Below are 19,580 nucleotides of genomic sequence, written 5' to 3'. Positions count from 1 at the left end.
CTGATTTAATGCCCATTAATAATAGATACATTGATAATACCAGAATGTCATCACAAGTCTGCGCACCAGGTTAAATTAAACAGGAAATTAATAGTCCGTAAGTACTATTTCAATTAAACAGGTTACTTAAGGAGGTTGTTTATCAATGGGGCAAAAAACTAACGCAATTTACTATTTAACTTTTTGACTAATTTAAATATTTAACTATCAATATATTCAAATAGCCCACCATTTTCCCACATTAAGCATTTGAATAAATGAACTATAATGGTACATTTTGGTTTATTCATGAATTTTCTTCATAAGATTAGTCAACTATGTTGGATCGTAGTCATCTCAGTATCATTAAAGCCGTTGCCGAAACAGGAACGGTTACCCAAGCGGCTTCACAACTTTGTTTAACCCAATCCGCCCTCAGTCATGCAATAAAAAAAATAGAACTCCATTATGAGGTGCCAGTATGGCAAAAAGATGGGCGTAAATTGCGCCTAACCCAAGCAGGTAACCAACTACTTGGGCTAGCTAACCGCTTGTTACCGCAATTTGAGTATGCGGAACAGCAGTTAGACCAAATTGCCCAAGGCAAAAAAGGCATTCTACGAATTGGCATGGAATGTCACCCCTGTTATCAATGGCTACTAAAAGTAGTGAATCCCTTTCTCACAGCTTGTGAAGGCGTAGATGTAGATGTTCGCCAAAAATTTCAGTTTGGCGGCTTAAGCGCCTTACTTGGGTATGACATAGACTTACTTATCACCCCTGATCCGTTGATCCATCAAAACGTGATTTACACCCCAGTTTTTGATTATGAACACGTTTTGGTTGTATCTGGGAAATCTTTGCTAGCCACTAAAAAACAAATTGTGCCACAAGATTTAACAGAGCAAACTCTGATAACTTACCCCGTAGAACCTACCAGGTTAGACATTTTCAGCCATTTTTTAACCCCAGCGGGCGCCAGTGTAAAACAACACAAATTCATTGAAAATACGGAAATTATGCTGCAAATGGTAGCCGCAAATCGCGGTATTGCTGCACTACCACGTTGGTTAGTAGAAGAGTATCAACAACACATGGATATCAAACCAATATCGTTAATTAGTGCGATGGCGAAAAACGGAATTCGAAAATCGATACACCTAGGAATTCGCGCCAATGAAGCACCACCAGATTATTTAACTACGTTTATGAATTTATCTAAACAAGTGAAAGTGGTATAAAGTTGCACCAGTGAAGCCTTAGACTGTGACGCAATATCAAACCAAAATTAGCCTATTTCAACTGATTTACCGATCCAAAATTTTTTATTTAAGTTAAATGCGAGAAATCCTGTTTTGCAATATTGGTTGGATGCAACAGCAAATATCTAAAACCCACGCTTTTTCCTCCCCAATTCCACCCCTCGTTCTTTACATAGCTCTTTAAATAGTTATTTGCATACGCAATTGAATTGAATACTTTAGTCATAATGCAACCAAAACTAATTATTTGGCGTAAAAGTAAACAAATCAGTTGACGAAAAATCGTTTGTAAAAGAAACTGTTGTTAATGGATTGTTATTTATTGGTTATTTAATAATTAACGATCGTTCAAAAAGCCATCAAAGGAGTCATATCTTGGTACTAAATCACTTATGGGGTTTTTATACTCATCCAAAAGAAGAATGGCATGCAATTGACGAAAGGCATGAAAGTTATTTCTATAGCTTGAGTCATATAGGCATCATTTCACTTATTCCTGCTCTTTTAAGTTATTACTCTTCCTATCATTTGGGTTGGAGTATTGGCGTTGGGGAAGTTATTAAGTTAGATCAGATGTCGGCGGCATCACTAGGCATAGGTATGTATTTTGGCCTAATTGCGGGCGTCATTGCTTTGGCAATTATCATTTATGAACTGGCCAAAGTATTTGACTCTAACCCAAGCTATACACAGTCTTTAGAACTAGCTGCTTATACGGCAACACCCTTATTTATGTGCGGGTTTGCCGCGTTTTATCCCGCGCTTTGGTTTGTTATGGTGGTAGCCTTTATTGGTATCTCCTATTCTATTTACCTGTTGTACTCAGGGGTTCCGATCATGCTACACATACCTGAGGACAAAGGTTTTATTTATTCGAGCGCTGTAGTGACAGGTGGTCTGATTCTGCTTGTGGTACTTATGGTGGGTTCGGTGCTGATGTGGAGTGTCATTGGTGATCCGGTGTTTACCCACTAACGTTTTCAAATAGCATAAAAAAAACCGCGTCACTTTGCAGCGACGCGGTTTTTTGTTATCTATTGTTTCTTAAAGCGCGTCAGAATTCTCTGCAAGATATTTAGCTACACCTTCTGGAGATGCATCCATACCTTTTTTACCTTCTTGCCAGCCAGCTGGACACACTTCACCATGCTCTTCATGGAAGTTCAAGGCGTCAACCATGCGTAGCATTTCATCAACGTTACGACCTAGTGGTAAGTCGTTAACGACTTGGTGACGTACGTTACCTTCTGCATCAATTAAGAAAGAGCCACGGAAAGCCACGCCTGCATCAGGATGTTCTACATCATATGCTTGGCAGATTTCATGTTTAGTATCAGCTACCAAAGTATACTTCACTGGACCGATGCCACCTTCGTTTACTGGGGTATTACGCCATGCGTTATGGCTAAATTGTGAATCAATTGATACACCAATAACTTCAACGCCGCGCTTAGTGAACTCTTCATAACGTTTATCAAACGCTATCAACTCTGAAGGACATACAAAAGTGAAATCTAAAGGATAGAAAAAGATAACTGCTTTTTTACCTTTAATGTTTTCGCTAAGGGTAAAACTATCAACAATCTCTCCGCTGCCAAGAACTGCTGCTGCAGTGAAATCTGGGGCTGGACGACCAACTAGTACACTCATTTTTTTCTCCATTTATTAGTGAAAGCATTTTAAACGCAAATGCATGATAGGTAATATTTTCATTACTGATAAGCAGAATATAAGACTAGTTTATTAAAACCCAAGGAAAACAATTAAGTTTTTTCAATTTATTTGAAAATTAATTTAGATTTGAACACTGGATCCCGCTGTCGCTCGTAATAAACCCGTTTAAAGTATAACAAATAGCCAATTTAATACTTGTATTCGATACAAATAACAACTATTATCATTTGCATAACGATTGAGGTGTATTTGAATGTACGTTTGTTTGTGCCACGGCATTACTGATAAAGCTATTGAAAAAGTTGTCCGCGAAGACGGTATTGGTAGTACCCGTGAATTACGCGCTAAGTTGGGTGTTGGTAGTCAATGTGGGCGCTGTATCCAAATGGCTCAAGATATTATCGATACCACAATTGTTGACGAGAGTTTATTCAAAGAAGTGAGTTAAATCGAACTTTATTCACCAAAAAAGGAGCATTGAGCTCCTTTTTTCGTTTCTAAGGTTAGGAAAAGTCTAGCCTTCTTTACCTTCTTCAGCATTTTTTTCTGCCGTTTCTTTAATCAAAGGCTGTAATTCACCTTGCTGAAACATTTCCATAATGATGTCACAACCACCAACCAATTCACCGTCAACCCACAGTTGCGGGAATGTTGGCCAATCTGCATATTTAGGTAATTCGGCACGAATATCAGGGTTTTGCAAAATATCGACATACGCAAATTGCTCACCGCAAGACATTAGCGCTTGTGAAGCTTGAGAAGAAAAACCGCAACTTGGCAGCTTCGGAGACCCTTTCATATATAATAAAATTGGGTTTTCATTAATTTGTTGTTTGATTTTCTCTACAGTGTCCATTTTACCACTCTCTAAATATAAGTTAGTTTCAATATGGGTGTTAGTTTACCTCTTTCAAGCTCTCCTTTCCAAAAGGTTTGCTAAATTACATAGATTTGTCACAATCACTGGCAGTAGTTGAATAAATGCAAATTCAGAAATAATCTAACGACTACGTAAAAAGTATTTGTAATTCGGGTTGATAATAAGCATCTTATCCCCAGATCATCATTTATAAATCATATAATTATATTAGAATGTAAAGCTGATATTGATGCTTTACATTCTTGAAATTCACGCTAGCATTTAGCTGAAAGTAATTTAATAAACGCTAAGCTCACATTAATGGAGAATTTACATGGCTTTTGAACTACCCCCGTTACCCTATGAAAGAAACGCTCTAGAACCGCATATTTCTTCTGAAACTCTTGATTACCACTATGGTAAACATCACGCTACTTATGTAACTAAGTTAAATGGTTTAGTTGAAGGTACTGCAATGGCTGATATGTCATTGGAAGATGTGGTTAAGCAATCAGACGGCGGTGTATTTAACAATGCTGCGCAAATCTGGAACCACACCTTTTATTGGAACAGCCTAAGTCCAAATGGCGGCGGCGAACCAACTGGTGCTTTAGCTGATGCAATTACTGCGAAATGGGGTTCTTTTGATGACTTCAAAGCGGCTTTCAATGATAAAGCAGTCAATAACTTCGGTTCTAGCTGGACATGGTTGGTAAAAACAGCTGATGGCAGCCTAGATATCGTCAATACCAGTAACGCAGGTACGCCAATCACAGAAGAAGGTCTAACACCTCTTATTACTGTAGATTTATGGGAACACGCTTACTACATTGATTACCGTAACGTGCGTCCTAACTACTTAGGTGGTTTTTGGGCACTTGTTAACTGGGATTTCGCGGCATCTAACTTCGCTTAATTCTGCGTTAAAACGTTAAAACAAAAAACCAGTCGAATGACTGGTTTTTTTATGGGTGTTGCTAAATTGTCTGCGGAGCTTGTAGCATGGTCTTTAGGCCATGGATAGCAACACAACCTCTCGGGGCTGAAGCACCCGACTACAACAGTGTCTGTAGCATGGTCTTTAGGCCATGGGATGGCAACACAACCTCTCGGGGCTAAAGCACCCAACTACAACAATGTCTGTAGCATGGTCTTTAGGCCATGGGATAGCAACACAACCCCTCGGGGCTGAAGCCACCGACTACAACTGTGCCTGTAGCATGGTCTTTAGGCCATGGGATGGCAACACAACCCCTCTGGGCTAAAGCACCCAACTACAACTGTGCCTGTAGCATGGTCTTTAGGCCATGGGATGGCAACACAACCTCTCAGGGCTGAAGCCACCGACTGCAACAATGCCTGTAGCATGGTCTTTAGGCCATGCAGACAACACAACCTCTCGGGGCTGAAGCCACCGACTGCAACAATGCCTGTAGCATGGTCTTTAGGCCATGCAGACAACACAACCTCTCGGGGCTAAAGCCACCGACTACAACGGTGCCTGTAGCATGGTCTTTAGGCCATGGGATGGCAACACAACCTCCCGGGGCTGAAGCCACCGACTACAACAGTGCCTGTAGCATGGTCTTTAGGCCATGGGATGGCAACATAACCTCTCGGGGCTGAAGCACCCGACTACAATGTAGCGGCCAATCGGGTACCTTGATTGATGGCACGTTTTGCGTCTAGTTCTGCTGCTACATCCGCTCCCCCTATCAAATGATAGGGTTTGTTTAAACCATCGGCTAATTCACGCAACGGATCTTGCCCGGCGCAAATAATCACGTTATCCACATCTAAAACTTGTACTTCATCGTTTACCTTAATGTGTAAACCTTGGTCATCAATTTTTAAATATTCGACACCGGCTACCATATGCACACCTTTGGCTAACAATCCTACTCGATGGGCCCACCCTGTAGTTTTTCCTAAATTAGCCCCTACTTTCGTGGTTTTACGTTGTAGCAAATAGATTTCTCTTCCAGAAGCGCTAGGTTGAGGCTTCACGCCTTCAACACCCGCTCGCGCGCTGAAAGTCATGTCTATCCCCCACTCTTTCATAAAGGCTGGAATATTTTGACTGGTAGATTCACCTTTATGGGCTAAGTACTCAGATACATCAAAACCGATTCCACCAGCACCAATAACCGCTACTGAATTACCAACCGGCTTTTTATCGCGTATCACATCTAAGTAACTTAATACTTTTGGATGCCCAACGCCGGGTATTTGCGGGGTTCTCGGTTTAATTCCAGTCGCAATCAATACTTCATCAAAATCACCGCTGTTCAAGCGTTCAGCATCTACTCGAGTATTTAATTTCACCTCTACATGATGTAATTCTAATTGTTTTGAGAAGTAGCGAAGGGTTTCATAAAACTCTTCTTTGCCTGGAATTTGCTTCGCTATATTGAATTGTCCGCCAATTTCACTGGCACTATCAAATAAGGTCACTTTATGACCCCGTTGAGCAAGGGAAACTGCTGCTGCTAATCCAGCTGGCCCTGCGCCAACTACAGCCATATTTTTAATCACATCGGCTGCGACTATATTCAGCTCAGTTTCATGACAAGCTCTTGGGTTTACTAAACAACTGGTATCTTTGCCTTCAAAAACATGATCTAAACAGGCTTGGTTACAACCGATGCAAGTATTGATTTCATCAGCTCGATTCTCCATTGCTTTAACAACAAAATCAGCATCAGCGAGAAAGGGCCTAGCCATAGAAACCATATCGGCATCACCACGGGCTAAAACTTCTTCGGCAACCTCAGGCGTATTAATGCGATTAGAGGTGATCACTGGAATGTTTAACGCTTTTCGAAATTTAGCCGTCACCCACGTAAAGGCAGCGCGAGGAACTTTGGTGGCGATGGTGGGAATACGCGCTTCATGCCAGCCAATCCCAGTATTAATAATAGTTGCACCGGCTTTTTCAATCTCTAAACCCAATTCAACAACTTCATCGTAAGTTGAACCACCTTCCACTAAGTCGAGCATGGATAGTCGATAAATAATAATGAATTCATCACCAACGGCTTCTCTTACGCGGCGGACAACTTCAATAGGTAGGCGAATCCGATTACGGTACTCTCCCCCCCATTTATCATCGCGATGATTAGTGCGGCTGGCTATAAATTGATTTAAAAAATAACCTTCTGAGCCCATGATTTCAACACCATCGTAGCCAGCTTTTTGGGCTTGTTTCGAGGTGAATACAAAATCGTCGATTTGTTGTTGAATCCCTTCTTCATCTAACGCTTTGGGCTTAAAAGGATTAATTGGCGCTTGAACCGCTGAAGGTGCAACTAGCTTGGGATTATAAGCATAACGTCCTGTATGCAAAATTTGCATGCATATTTTGCCACCTTCAGCGTGCACTGCATCAGTAATAAATTTATGTTCATCTATACGTTTATCACTATTGAGCAAATTAGTTTTCGCATGAGTAGCCCCTACTTCATTTGGTCCAAACCCACCGGTAACAATAAGGCCAACGCCACCTTTAGCGCGCTCTTTGAAAAATGCGGCCATACGAATATGACCATTTTCAGCCTCTTCAAGACCTGTATGCATCGACCCCATGATCACGCGATTGCGAATCGAAGTGAAGCCTAAATCAAGAGGTCGAAACAAATTTGGAAAGGGTGTACTAAGGTTTACATCTGCAGTCATTCTATTGGTCCTGTTTTACAATTATTTGTGGCTCATCATCGAGCTTTTATCTAATAACTCAGCGTATTGCGGCAGGCGTTTTTCGGTTTGTGATGCCATAGCTTCTTGAATATCAGGCATTTGGAACATGCCAGACTGCCATGTCGCCATATAATTAAGGCTATCTTGCACATTATGATCACGCGTATAGTTAATCATCTCTTTACATCCTGCTACTGCCATTGGGGAATTGGCCGCAATCTTTTTAGCAAGCTTCATCACTGTCGAAAGCATGGTCTCATGATCTTCAAACACAGCATTCACAAAGCCCTGAGCCAACGCTTCTTGCGCACTCCAATTCCTACCTGTAAACGCCAGCTCCCTTACTAAGCCCTGGGGAATAAGATGAGGCAACCTTTGCAAGGTACCCACATCGGCAGTCATACCGATTTCTGTTTCTTTGATGGTAAAAAACGTATCTTGGGTGCAATATCGACAATCAGCCGCGCAAATCATGTCTACCGCGCCGCCAATAACTCCACCATGGGTAGCAACTAACACCGGCATTCTGACTTGTTCAAGGGCATTAAAGGAGTCTTGTAATTCCAAAACTGAACGTCTTAGTCTTTCCGCTCTGCGCGCGGGTTCGCCTTTAAAGTCTTTTGCCATTTGCGAAAATACTGACAAATCCATACCCGCACTAAAATGTTTTCCTAGGGCTGAAATAACGATCACTCTCGCTGCCGACTCATGATCAATTTTTCGAACAGTGTCAGGCAATTCCTGCCAAAACGCTGGGATCATGCTGTTAAGTTGTTCGGGGCGAGACAACTGAATATGGGCAATATGATTTTCTATTGTTACCGTTAATGTGGTTAATTGTGAAAAATCTAAATTTTTATCTACGTTTTCCAAGGTGGTCTTCTCCAAGCTAGTACACCGACAATAAGTAAAGCACGCCTACAAAGTTGAGGCTGTTTAGTTAGCTTATGCGTACCTATAAATCGGATGAATTCCATGCCGGAACGCTTAAACTTACCTTATCTAGACAACGTCAAGATAAGGTAAGATGTTGACGCTGTCAAGATCTATGATAAAGTGCCCGAATGACCGATAAAAAGCCCCTCAAAGCCCGATACCACCACGGTGATTTGCGCACTAGTCTTATACAAACGGCGTCCTCTATGCTCAAAGACCATGGTGTGGAGAACCTGTCATTGCGCAAGCTCGCCGATCAGGTGGGTGTTTCGCGCACAGCGCCTTATCATCATTTTAAAGACAAAAATGAGCTTTTATGTGCCATAGCTGAGCAAGGGTTTAGCCATTGGAAATTGCAGATGGAGGAGTTATTCGAGAATCCAGATTTAAATGAAGAGCAGAAATTAAGAGCTTTTATCCATGGATATATCACTTACGCTGCGCAGAACCCAGAAATGTATGATCTTATGTTTGGTCGAACAATATGGAAACAAAATAGCGCCACAGACTCACTGAAAGATATCGCCTACCCGACATTCCAATTTCAAGTTAAAATGACCCGAGATTGGCAACATAAAGGCTTATTACCCGCCAGGTTAGATACACTAAGGCTATCTCAAGTTACTTGGGGGACCATTCATGGAATTGCACGATTGCTAATCGATGGTATTTATGCAGATGCTGGTCATATCGATGAAATGTGTGAAACTGCCTTACGCATGTTTGTGATACATAATCAGCAGATAGGTTAGATAAAACTATAGGTTATATTGCTGTTTTATCATATCAGCCGCTTTTTCAGCGATCATGATAGTTGGAGCGTTAGTATTACCACCAATTAAACTCGGCATCACCGATGCATCAACCACTCTTAAGCCTGTAACCCCTTTCACTTTTAGTTCGCTATCGACCACCGTCATCGGATCCTCAGTATTTCCCATTTTACAGGTGCCAATAGGGTGATAAATGGTTTCTGCCCGTTTACGTAAATACGCTAGAATTTCTTCATCTGATTGAGCAGCGATTCCTGGCCCTATTTCCCGCGCGCCGTATTGATCAAACTCCCTAGCGGCTAATATTTCACGGGCTTTGCGTACACCATCGATCATCACAGCTATATCATCTTGATGAGTTAAATAGTTTGGATCAATAATAGCGGGTTCCAGGGGATCTGATGATGCTAATCTAATTTCACCTACGCTTTTAGGATATAAACAACACACATGGATACCGTACCCATAACCAAACGCAGTGCTGCGTCCATGATTTAATAAAATTGCGGGCAAAAAATGATATTGCAGATCAGGGCGGTCCGTAGCATATTTAGATTTAACAAATCCACCAGCCTCGGCAATGTTCGACGTCATTAATCCTTTACGTCCAAATAAATACTGGAATATGGATTTGACATACATTGGCAATGACGGGAGCGCCACAGCGTAACTTTCTCGGGCTTTACAGCGCTGTTGAACAATTGCATCCAAATGATCTTGTAAATTCTGCCCAACACCGGGTAAATCAACATTAACTTTTATGCCATGCTCTGCAAGATGAGCTTTAGGGCCAATTCCAGATAACATGAGCGCCTGTGGACTATTGATTGCCCCGCCGCACAGCAACACTTCCCGCTTAGCATTAAGATGTATCAAGCTGCCTTTAAAATGCAGTTTAACACCGCTGGCAACGTTATTTTCAATCACAATGTGCTCCACCTGTGCATGGGTAAGCACGGTTAAATTAGAGCGCTCTAATGCGGGCTTTAAATAGCCTTTTGCACTTGAGCATCGCTGTCCATTGACTTGGGTTACTTGATAAAACCCGAACCCTTCTCGTTCCTTACCATTGAAGTCTTGTAATATCGGCACGCCAACTTGTTCTGCACTTTTAACGAACGATTGGGATAATCTATTGGTATGCCGCAGGTCATTGACATGCAACAAACCCTCATCGCCATGGTTTTCACTGGCGCCATGTTGTTGACGTTCAGATTTAATAAAATAAGGTTTAACGGATTGCCAATCCCAGCCCTGAGCCCCTTGAGCTTGCCAATCATCATAGTCTTTCTGATCACCACGTATATAACACATAGCGTTAATAGAGCTAGAGCCACCTAAGGTTTTACCGCGAGGCCAATATAGTTCACGGTTATCTAAATTGACTTGTGCTGCCGTATTATAATTCCAACCGACATTTTTAATTCTGGATAACAACGACAAACCAAATGGAATATGGATTAAAGGATTTGAGTCTTTGCCACCGGCTTCAAGTAAACAAACCTGAACATTAGGATTTTCACTTAAACGAGATGCTAAAGTAGAACCAGCGGAACCTGCGCCAATAACAATAAAATCAAATTGGGTCTGTTTTAATTCATGCATGCCGGTTTCTGCTTTAAAGGTTGTAATTAGTTAAGGTTACGAATAAATAGTTATTTGAGTTCACAAGACAGGTCAACTGCTCTGATGTCATACCAGTTAGTTTATCAAAAAATAAAACGGGTTGTTACTTTAATGTACAGGTTGATCTAAATAAATAACGACAAACTTGACATTAAAAGCCCCTCACCTTCACACTTAACAATAGATTAAGGTAAATAAGTTAAAACTAAGTGGCAAACACTCTTCGAAAACGATTTTCATTAGCACTCCACGAATGGATGGCGAAATGGATGATCAAACTTGGCAAATTGCGCCATGTGGATTATACCATTGAAGAGTTAAATGCATTAGCACGGCCACATTTTCCCCAAACCTTTGACGTGGAGGTTCCAGTGGGAAATGGCAAATTGGCCATTCTCGAGGCCGAGATAGACATCCCCCATAATAGTGATGTTGTGAAAGTGCAGCTCTACTCAAGCCTCAATATAGATGCTGTTGGCAATCCACTTTACCGAGCTCATTTGTTGATTATTTTAGAGGTAACACCGAAATACAATGCCGTGAGCAAAACGGTGGAAATTGATTCTTTGAATTTAGCGACAATCAGATTGATTAATGACGAATATGCATTACTTAACGATTCTAAACAGTTACTTTCCTTAGTCTTTCCTAAAAGCGTGCAGAGCTTAATATCAGGTACTTTTAAGTCAGCACTGGGATTAATGACTGCTGGTAGTTCAGATGTTGCAGCAGATTATCTAAAGCTTTATTTATCGGGCAGCAAGCAACGAGTACTGGATTACCACAAACCGCAGATTTCAAGCCTGTTAGACAAAACCAAACACAATCCAGAATTCGTTTACAAACTAGACCCCGATGATTGGCAAGAAGCATTGTTCATGCAACATGGCCGCAGTGTTTGTGTAGAGCAACGCTGCATTCGGTTTAAGTTTTAAGCAGATTTTTTTGTGGCTTCTTCGGTTTCCAAATGATCATGCTCATCTTCTTGATCATAAACCTCATCATCGACAATCGATAGATCCGTTTGCCGCACGCGTTCACCTATATCATCAATATTCAGAGAAGGATCATCAATACACTTTTCAAGCATTTCAAAAGCTTCGGTGAAGTAAACCGACAACGTTTCCAGGGATTTTACGTTTTTATCACAGCAAACAATCCCAACATTAGCCGTTCCCGCATAGGTAATTAAAGTAATATTTACTCCCCCACCTGGCGTCATAGTTGAAATGGGATAGCAAGAAAGTAACTTACTGTCTTTTAAGTAACGTATATCTGTGGGGCCAGGCACATTAGAGATAAGAATATTGGCAATTGGACGGACAAAATCCGATAATCGTAACATTTCAAATATTAACGAATAAGACTGTATTAGCACAGTGTAATAACTGAATGCTAGAGGTCTGGAACGCTTTGCTGCGCGTTTTACAATGCGGTGATTTTCAATTATTTGACGCAAGCGTAAATAGGGGTCGTTCTTACCGTGGGCTAAACGTACGGGGACTATGGCTATTTTGTTCCCTGCTGCCTGATCGCCAGGTTTACGCAAATTAATTGGCATGTTGGTGTATAGGGCTTTTTTAAAGGTGTGACCTCTATCCATCAAAAATCGATGTACCCCAATGTCAAAGCAGCAAAGTAAAATCTCATTAGCAGATGCCCTGGCACGCTTACTTAATCCCCTTACCCGGGCAAAGTTCAAATCTACCGTTGAAACAACCCTGCCTTTTTTGACTTGGCCCGTTAATAAGGTTTTGGTTCCTGAGAAAGGTAACGGCATATAAGTAGAGTTGATTCGCGTTAACTTCATCAGTAAGCGCAGAACAATATAAAGTAAGTCGAACACCACCATAAATAACTCAAAGGCACCGCCAAAAATTAACGTTAAGATCCCTAACTTTCTGCGCTTACGAGTACGTCTTTTAGCTGCCCAAACCGGTATAAAAGTATCAGTATTTTTTTCGGGCAAATATCCTGCCTGGAACCAGCGAATTAATGTCGCCCCATCACCGTATAAATGATGCACTTTGGCATAAATGGCATACACATTACTGTGGTTATCAGTAATGAAGTGGTACTGCCAAAGGGGTTTGTCACGATCCAACCACTGTTCATGTAGTTTGGCGACAAATTTATGCAACGCTTCTTTATCATTTACATCGTCAACCACATGATATTGAACATGATAATCCATATCTAAGGTATCAATTTCATTAAGGCCAATGGGAAACCCCATAAAACTTTTAACTGTGCCATTGAAAGGGCTCACACCTTTGTCGAATTGTTTTACCTCGTTACACAAATCTTCAACATAGGTAGAGGAAGCATTTTCTGGCATTTCCAAAAGCTGCAAACTGGCAACGTGTTTTGGGTTATCTTCAGACTCAGTAATCCAAAATGTTTTGTCGAGAAATGATAGTTTCTTAGTCAATCTCAATATTCCTTAAACGTACGGATTTCTAGGAAACGCCTAACGCGCTTACCAAAGTTTGAGTTGCGATTGCTTCTTGCAAATGATGCAGCTCCCCGGGCGGTAGATCAATATATGGTAATACCGCAAATAGAATAGTCGCCAAGCCTTTATATAAGTAAGTTTCATCGCTTATATTTTGACCTTTTAAAGCATAATAGTTCGCTGATTGACTAAACACTAGACCAACCAGCTCAACAATCTGAATTCCTTGGTGAAAACTCGCCTTTAAACTGCCCTTTTTAATGAAAACATTGATTAATTTTTCAATACTTCTTTCTTGTGAAAGTATCAGCAACTTAAACTTTTTAGCCACCATGGGATAATTTTCAGCGAGATTAGCTTGATTATGGAAGAGGAATTGAAAGTGATGACCTTTTTCTAAAATGACGTACAGAAAATAAAAAAACTCTTCAATAGTCAAATCTTTGTTAGTTGCTGAATTAAATGCTGTATCTATTTGATTTTTATATAATTCAAACAGTTCTGATACTATCATCTCTTTGCCTTTAAAATGATAGTAAAGATTTCCTGGGCTAATATCTAATTCAACCGCAATATCAACGCTACTGACATTACTCTCCCCGTGTTGGTTAAATAAATCCAACGAAGTGACTAGTATTTTCTCTGCCGTTTTCATACTGAACAACCAAAGTTAGTCGAATAAATTTTCTTGCATGGCCAATTTAAATAACAAACGCACACCGGGAAGTAACATGGGTTTGTAAATTGGATAAAATATTTTCATCTATCATTCCATAAAATATTAGCAACATACAAGTGCTAGAAATAAAATAATAGGTTATTCATTTGAATCATGTTTAGGGTAAATTATGTTTACTTTTTGGCCATTAACATTATTATTTGTCTGTAACATCACAAATTGTATAAATGTATAACGCCAAAGGTCGCCCCCGATTAGTTAGTAAATAGATGAATCAATTTTAGCAACCAATAACCAGAGGCAATTCCCTTGATAAGAGTGCTATTTAATAAAAAAGGTGGCGTAGGAAAATCGAGTTTAACCGTTAACCTCGCAGCTATTTCAGCCCATAACGGCCTTAAAACCTTATTGGTCGATTTGGATACTCAATGTAATAGTACTGCCTACCTAGATGCCATAAAAAAGGATGATGATTGCACTATAGCCAACCTGTTTGAACAAACGATTACGTTTCACTTGCATCGCAAACCAGCAAACGCATTTTGTCAGCCCACCAAAGTGAAAAACTTGGATATCATTGCCGGTTCTGCACGATTAACTGAATTGGAAAGTGAGTTGGACAGTAGACACAAAATTTATAAGCTAAAAGAAGCGCTAGAAGCCCTTGAACAGGATTATGACCGTATTTATATCGATACTGCTCCTGCCCTAAACTTCTTTAGTTTATCGGCACTTATCGCTGCGTCACGCTGTTTAATTCCCATTGATTGTGATGATTTTGCCAGACAAGGCTTATACAGCTTGCAACAGAAAATTGCCGAAATTAAAGAAGATCATAATCCTGATTTAGAGATAGAAGGTATTATTGCCAATCAGTTTATGAGTAATGCGAATCTGCCAAAACAGATCATCAACGAGTTATTAGACGAAGATTATCCAGTACTACCGGAATATGTTGCGCAATCAGTGAAAATGCGTGAATCCCATCAAGCTAAAAAACCGTTAATTGAACTTGCGCCTAAACATAAATTGACCTTGTCATTGATCGGTATTTTTGACCTTATTGAAGGCCAGAATAATTAAACGATTATTCTATTATAAACAGCAAGTAAGAAGACAGAAGCGAGTGATTGACTGATGGAGGGTTAAATTAGATAAAGCTGCATAAAACCGGCTATCATCCCAAGAATAGCTCCAACCACAATCAACTTCCATTCATCGGCCTGGTAAGCAGGGCGTAATACCCCTTCAAACTCTTCAGGCGTAAGTAGTTGCATTCTTGCGCACAAATCATCCCCAACTTTTAAGGCATCATTGGCATATTCATGGGCATATTGCAGATACTTGTCAGAACTATCAAAAATCATTTTCACGGCAAGCTCTTTCATTCGGTAATACTTCTCAGAGCCAACACCTAATGCAAAGTAAGGCTGAGCTATTGCCACATAACGCTCGATAGCATCATTCACATGAAGCTCAATCAATTCCAAAAGTTGAGCCGATCCTGAGCCATGCAGCACTATATCAGTGATGTTTTTAGAGTTGATAAGCTTTTTCTCGATGATCTCAGAATACACTTCAGACACTTCTTTTTGGCGCTTTAAAAACATACCTTGAAAGGTCAACCCTAAGAATCGAATGGGCTTCTTTGGCTCGAATATTATTTTAATTGCGATCCAATTGGTGGCATAGCCTACGATTAAACCACCTAAGGGTAAAATCCACCAACTTTGAAACCAATACCAGAAAGCCATAGTAGGCAAACCGAATAGAAAGCCGAAATAAAGACCTGAACGCTCGATAAACGGAAACTCTTTTTCACCGGATCTTAAAAAAATCTCATTGATAAGCTCGGGGTCATTGACTAAGTGTTCCACCACTAATTCTTTGATATCCAGAATTTCATCTACATTGTGTTTGAAATCGTCGACCATTTTAGCAACGACGTTAGGAATATCAGCTTCAACACGTTTGTACACCAAATTTTTAGCTTGCACGGGCATAGACGCCCACATTTGAGGAGCAGACTCCTGCATGACCTGGTTGACAACTTTTCTTAACACTTGTTTGAGTCGACGTTGAATGGACGCGGTTAATTTATCTGCTTCTATTCTATCAGCGAGTTCTTGGACACTTAGCAGTTTGCCTAAGACCAGTTCGACTTCTATTTCGGCCATTTCCTTGCGCTTCATAGGAATAAGTCCTTGCCAGCCGAAAAAAGGACGAATACCAATAAACTCTATTGGATAAAACATCATTTTGACTGCTAGAAAGTTAGTTGCCCAACCTACTATCCCGCTGGTGATTGGGATCAGCAACAGCAGGTAATTTTCTAAAATCCATTGCATAAGTAGCGTGGATGCCTTTATTAAGTTAATCAGAAATGAAAAACAAACTCGTAAGATAGTTACTTAGCGAAGCTGGCTGTTCAATAAATCATCGCTTTTGAGTCTACGCTAAGCCCGATACTTAGGTCAGGCTAAACGCTGCCATTACAATGGTCAATCAAATTTATGCTGTTGATTATTAATATTATAATTATGCATTAAGGTTAACGGACTTCAACCCTATAATTTCCGTTAAATTGGGTAGCGTTTTCTAATTTAATGTTTTATTAATACAGCATACTAATGGCTAATATTTTTTTAGCTGATGAGATGTTAGTTTTTATAACGACAACAGTTTATTATAGTTTTAATTTCTAGCCCTTTTAGTCAAAAGGGCTAGGTTTAAAGGCTTTTAATTAAATAGTCTTAGTATCTAATCGTACTAAGTTAAATAGGTTGAACCATATGGCGTACCGGGATTCCCTTAGCGAATTGAATGCTGCAATCAAACATGCAGAAAGTTACCAAGAGTACAAGGAAGCCTGCCAAGAACATGATGAAATTTCTGGTGCAGAAGATTGGAAAGCAAAAGATGCCTGTAAAGAATACGATTACCGTCTTATTCGCAAACGTGTACAGCGCATTAAATTAGCCCGTTCGCGGGGCGATGCACTGGGTTTGATGTCGATTTTGCATGAAGGAATTCATGGAAACCTAGGTAATATTGCCAACTCAGCGATAAAAAATCACAGCAAAATTGGTACAAAATACCTCATCCAAGAATTTATCGACCAAGTCTGTGAGTCCTTAGATTTTATTTATCACGCAGATGAGTCTGAAATCGATTTTTACGAGAAACTATCGTTCTTTGATGAAACTGCCCATGCGTTTGGTCAAAGTTGTCTAATGCTAAGTGGCGGCGCGGGTTTAGGATTTTTCCACGGTGGCGTGGTCAAGTCTTTGAGCGAACATGATTTACTGCCAGACGTTGTCTCAGGGGCAAGTGCCGGCTCAATCATTGCGAGCCTCATTGCTACCCGCACCAATGAAGAACTAAAAGAAGCTTTAGAACCGCAAAATATTTACGAAAAATTTAGTAATTGGCGTATATGGCAAGGCTTTGGGCGCAACAGCCTAATGGATAGCTCAAACTTAGAAAATGCATTAATCGAATTATTCGATTTAATGACATTTGAAGAAGCCTACGAGAAAACGGGCCGTCACGTTACTGTAACGGTCTCACCGTCAGATTTACACCAATATTCTCGTTTACTGAATGCTAAAACTTCGCCCAATGCAATTATTACCCAAGCGGTCAGAGCTTCATGTGCCATCCCATTGGTATTTAGCCCGGTGCAACTCAAAGCTAAACAGGCAAATGGTGACATAGTGCCCTATATTCCCAATCGACGTTTCGCTGATGGCTCCTTGATGGCTGATATGCCTTTTAAGCAGTTAGCTCGCCTTTATGGTGTTAACCATAGTATTGTAAGTCAAACAAACCCTCTGGCTGTGCCGTTTTTATCCCGTGATAAAAAAGATACAAGAGGCATTGCGGCCCTTACCTGGCGACACATTGCAAACATCACTAAGATGAATAGCATATACGCATTTGACGTTTTAGAAGGCGTTACGTCTCACAAAGGTGCCAAGTTAGGCATTCATAAACTTCGCTCGGTCATCGATCAACAATATGTAGGCGATATTAATATTTTGCCTCAACGGGGTTTTGCCAGCTTGAAGCATATCTTAGCGAACCCGTCGTTACGCAGTATTGAAAAATTGATTTCTAGTGCAGAACAGGCAACCTGGCCGCAAATTGACCGTATTAAACGGGATACACAAATTAGTAAAACATTTAGCAAGTATCTTAAAAAGCTAAAGAGCAGAGAACAAAGAGTACTTACTCAGCACAACGGTCTCCGATTGGTGGATTCACCAAAATCAGCCTAAAAGTCTCTTTCATGGTGCGGTTCAGGTATGCGAACTTAGGTGACAAGCCTGTTACAGTGATATTGTGTAGTGTGACTTGGCATATACATTGACATCTATGGTCTGTCTGAATAGATCCCCTTACAACAGTCAAAACCAAAAAATCCTCAGACTCAACTGGGGATTTTTTAATTATATGGCACTTTAGGTGCGTCTTATTTGTAAGGATTGCCTGTTTTCTGCGTAAAAACGTATTTTAGTTCTGGCTAAAATAGAGACGCTTCCCGCCCCTAAAATCTACTCTTTATCATCAGTGCTTTTAGTGGTTGTGGTTTTTTTAGCGGCAGGTTTGCGCGTTCTTGTACCCGTAGTTGTTGCACCTGCGGTTTTGGCTGCAGTTGTTTTAGTCGTGCTAGTGGGTTTACTAGCAGCGGTCGACTTAGCAGTGGTTGTTTTTTTGGCCACTGTCTTGCGCGTACTCGCGGGCTTAGCTGCAGTTGTTGACGCTTTGGTGGCCGTCGATTTCGTTGCAGACTTTGCGGCAGCTTGTTCAGCAGCCTTTTGCTGTGCAAGCTTAGCGACTACGTCAATTAGGTTATCAACTTTGTTAGAGAGTATTTCTAGTTGAATTTCGCGACTTTGACTCTGCATGCCCAATTTACTTTTGAACATTGCAATTTTGCTTTTTAACATCGACTTCCCCTTAAATAGTGAGCTGTGTTCTAGTTTAGCTTTAATATCCGCTTCCACCGATTCACCGCGTACGATCAGGTCTTGTACTAAAGCATTGCCGTCTGTATACAATTTGTCCAGTGCATCAGTGGATTTGTTTAAGCTTTCTCCATATGCGCCAACACTTGCCAACCAAGACTTACGCCCGGTTTCTTCTACAGATTCTATCGCTTTCATAACTCCCCCGACTTTATATCTCACTAGAGACGTATAGAAGTTCAGGTACTGTAAACCTTAAGATGACTTAAGGCTCACAGCAATTCCTGAACTTATTGATATTACTTAGCTGCTAATTTTGCAACTGCATCAGTTAATGCATCAATTTTTGCAGAAAGTTCTTCCACTTTGTCTTCAGAACCTGAAGATGCATCTAAACCTAACTTTTTACGTACTTCAGAAACACGCTCTTCAACATTGGTCTTAGCTTTGATTTTCGCTTTGGCTTCAGTTTCTAATACTTCGCCCTTTTCTACTAGCTCTTCAAATACTTTACCTGCTTCAGTGGTCAATTTTTCGTATTGACCTTGAGCTTCGTCGAAACTCTTACCATAAGCACCTAAACCAGCTAACCAGATTTTACGTGCAAAATCTTCAGCGTCTGAAACTTTACTTTTGATTGCGTCTAAATTAGTCATGATTATTTCCTCGAT

Annotated in this window: 18 protein-coding genes; 8 read left to right on the top strand and 10 right to left on the bottom strand. The window is 40.6% G+C overall.

Features of this window, described 5'->3' with window-relative positions:
• The first annotated feature begins 317 nt into the window (after positions 1–317).
• On the top strand, positions 318–1,220 hold the full coding sequence (locus tag Q4574_RS15510) for a LysR family transcriptional regulator (RefSeq protein WP_303475133.1): 903 nt from the start codon (positions 318–320) through the stop codon (positions 1,218–1,220).
• A 396-nt stretch (positions 1,221–1,616) separates the two neighbouring features.
• Positions 1,617–2,216 carry a Yip1 family protein gene (locus Q4574_RS15505; protein WP_303475131.1) on the top strand — a complete coding sequence of 200 codons (600 nt, stop codon included), beginning with the start codon at positions 1,617–1,619 and terminating at the stop codon, positions 2,214–2,216.
• Between the two features lie 69 nt (positions 2,217–2,285).
• On the opposite strand, the gene Q4574_RS15500 is transcribed toward Q4574_RS15505, so the two are convergent.
• Complete coding sequence (locus Q4574_RS15500) at positions 2,286–2,891, bottom strand: peroxiredoxin (protein ID WP_216050339.1); 606 nt, start codon at positions 2,889–2,891, stop codon at positions 2,286–2,288.
• A 277-nt stretch (positions 2,892–3,168) separates the two neighbouring features.
• Here Q4574_RS15500 and Q4574_RS15495 point away from each other — a divergent pair, with 277 nt between their 5' ends.
• Positions 3,169–3,363, top strand: a complete 195-nt coding sequence (locus Q4574_RS15495; protein WP_303475127.1) for a (2Fe-2S)-binding protein — start codon at positions 3,169–3,171, stop codon at positions 3,361–3,363.
• Positions 3,364–3,429: 66 nt separating this feature from the next.
• On the opposite strand, the gene Q4574_RS15490 is transcribed toward Q4574_RS15495, so the two are convergent.
• Positions 3,430–3,771 carry a Grx4 family monothiol glutaredoxin gene (locus Q4574_RS15490; RefSeq protein WP_303475126.1) on the bottom strand — a complete coding sequence of 114 codons (342 nt, stop codon included), beginning with the start codon at positions 3,769–3,771 and terminating at the stop codon, positions 3,430–3,432.
• Between the two features lie 337 nt (positions 3,772–4,108).
• Here Q4574_RS15490 and Q4574_RS15485 point away from each other — a divergent pair, with 337 nt between their 5' ends.
• Positions 4,109–4,690, top strand: coding sequence for a superoxide dismutase (locus tag Q4574_RS15485; protein ID WP_303475124.1), 582 nt, complete (start codon positions 4,109–4,111; stop codon positions 4,688–4,690).
• 719 nt (positions 4,691–5,409) lie between these two features.
• On the opposite strand, the gene Q4574_RS15480 is transcribed toward Q4574_RS15485, so the two are convergent.
• Both Q4574_RS15480 and Q4574_RS15475 read right to left on the bottom strand, forming a co-directional pair.
• A complete protein-coding gene (locus Q4574_RS15480; RefSeq protein ID WP_303475123.1) occupies positions 5,410–7,449 on the bottom strand; it encodes an NADPH-dependent 2,4-dienoyl-CoA reductase in 2,040 nt (679 codons plus the stop codon).
• Between the two features lie 21 nt (positions 7,450–7,470).
• Positions 7,471–8,343 (bottom strand): crotonase/enoyl-CoA hydratase family protein, encoded by an 873-nt coding sequence (locus tag Q4574_RS15475; protein WP_303475296.1) that lies wholly within the window; start codon positions 8,341–8,343, stop codon positions 7,471–7,473.
• Positions 8,344–8,534: 191 nt separating this feature from the next.
• On the opposite strand from Q4574_RS15475, the gene Q4574_RS15470 reads away from it, so the two are divergent.
• On the top strand, positions 8,535–9,158 hold the full coding sequence (locus tag Q4574_RS15470; protein ID WP_303475122.1) for a TetR/AcrR family transcriptional regulator: 624 nt from the start codon (positions 8,535–8,537) through the stop codon (positions 9,156–9,158).
• 6 nt (positions 9,159–9,164) lie between these two features.
• On the opposite strand, the gene Q4574_RS15465 is transcribed toward Q4574_RS15470, so the two are convergent.
• On the bottom strand, positions 9,165–10,784 hold the full coding sequence (locus tag Q4574_RS15465) for a GMC family oxidoreductase (RefSeq protein ID WP_303475120.1): 1,620 nt from the start codon (positions 10,782–10,784) through the stop codon (positions 9,165–9,167).
• 230 nt (positions 10,785–11,014) lie between these two features.
• Here Q4574_RS15465 and Q4574_RS15460 point away from each other — a divergent pair, with 230 nt between their 5' ends.
• Entirely contained in the window at positions 11,015–11,740 is a 726-nt protein-coding gene (locus Q4574_RS15460; protein WP_303475119.1) for a DUF1439 domain-containing protein, read from the top strand.
• Here the strand turns inward: Q4574_RS15460 and Q4574_RS15455 are convergent.
• Together Q4574_RS15455 and Q4574_RS15450 are read right to left on the bottom strand one after the other, a co-directional pair.
• Complete coding sequence (locus Q4574_RS15455) at positions 11,737–13,236, bottom strand: wax ester/triacylglycerol synthase domain-containing protein (RefSeq protein ID WP_303475117.1); 1,500 nt, start codon at positions 13,234–13,236, stop codon at positions 11,737–11,739. The genes Q4574_RS15460 and Q4574_RS15455 overlap by 4 nt on opposite strands.
• 28 nt (positions 13,237–13,264) lie before the next feature.
• Positions 13,265–13,915 carry a TetR/AcrR family transcriptional regulator gene (locus Q4574_RS15450; RefSeq protein WP_303475114.1) on the bottom strand — a complete coding sequence of 217 codons (651 nt, stop codon included), beginning with the start codon at positions 13,913–13,915 and terminating at the stop codon, positions 13,265–13,267.
• A gap of 333 nt (positions 13,916–14,248) precedes the next feature.
• Here Q4574_RS15450 and Q4574_RS15445 point away from each other — a divergent pair, with 333 nt between their 5' ends.
• Positions 14,249–15,022 carry a ParA family protein gene (locus Q4574_RS15445; RefSeq protein ID WP_303475112.1) on the top strand — a complete coding sequence of 258 codons (774 nt, stop codon included), beginning with the start codon at positions 14,249–14,251 and terminating at the stop codon, positions 15,020–15,022.
• 62 nt (positions 15,023–15,084) lie between these two features.
• On the opposite strand, the gene Q4574_RS15440 is transcribed toward Q4574_RS15445, so the two are convergent.
• Positions 15,085–16,287, bottom strand: a complete 1,203-nt coding sequence (locus Q4574_RS15440) for a DUF445 domain-containing protein (protein ID WP_303475109.1) — start codon at positions 16,285–16,287, stop codon at positions 15,085–15,087.
• Positions 16,288–16,731: 444 nt separating this feature from the next.
• On the opposite strand from Q4574_RS15440, the gene Q4574_RS15435 reads away from it, so the two are divergent.
• Positions 16,732–18,219: a DUF3336 domain-containing protein gene (locus tag Q4574_RS15435; RefSeq protein WP_303475108.1), complete on the top strand. Its 1,488-nt coding sequence runs from the start codon at positions 16,732–16,734 to the stop codon at positions 18,217–18,219.
• Between the two features lie 276 nt (positions 18,220–18,495).
• On the opposite strand, the gene Q4574_RS15430 is transcribed toward Q4574_RS15435, so the two are convergent.
• Positions 18,496–19,107, bottom strand: a complete 612-nt coding sequence (locus Q4574_RS15430) for a hypothetical protein (protein ID WP_303475107.1) — start codon at positions 19,105–19,107, stop codon at positions 18,496–18,498.
• A gap of 101 nt (positions 19,108–19,208) precedes the next feature.
• Positions 19,209–19,565 carry a phasin family protein gene (locus tag Q4574_RS15425; protein ID WP_303475106.1) on the bottom strand — a complete coding sequence of 119 codons (357 nt, stop codon included), beginning with the start codon at positions 19,563–19,565 and terminating at the stop codon, positions 19,209–19,211.
• Positions 19,566–19,580 lie beyond the last annotated feature (15 nt).

The organism is Aliiglaciecola sp. 3_MG-2023, from assembly GCF_030548205.1.
GTDB lineage: Bacteria > Pseudomonadota > Gammaproteobacteria > Enterobacterales > Alteromonadaceae > Aliiglaciecola.
The sequence above is the reverse complement of the archived record's forward strand: the minus strand, read 5'-3'. Positions and strand labels throughout refer to the sequence as shown.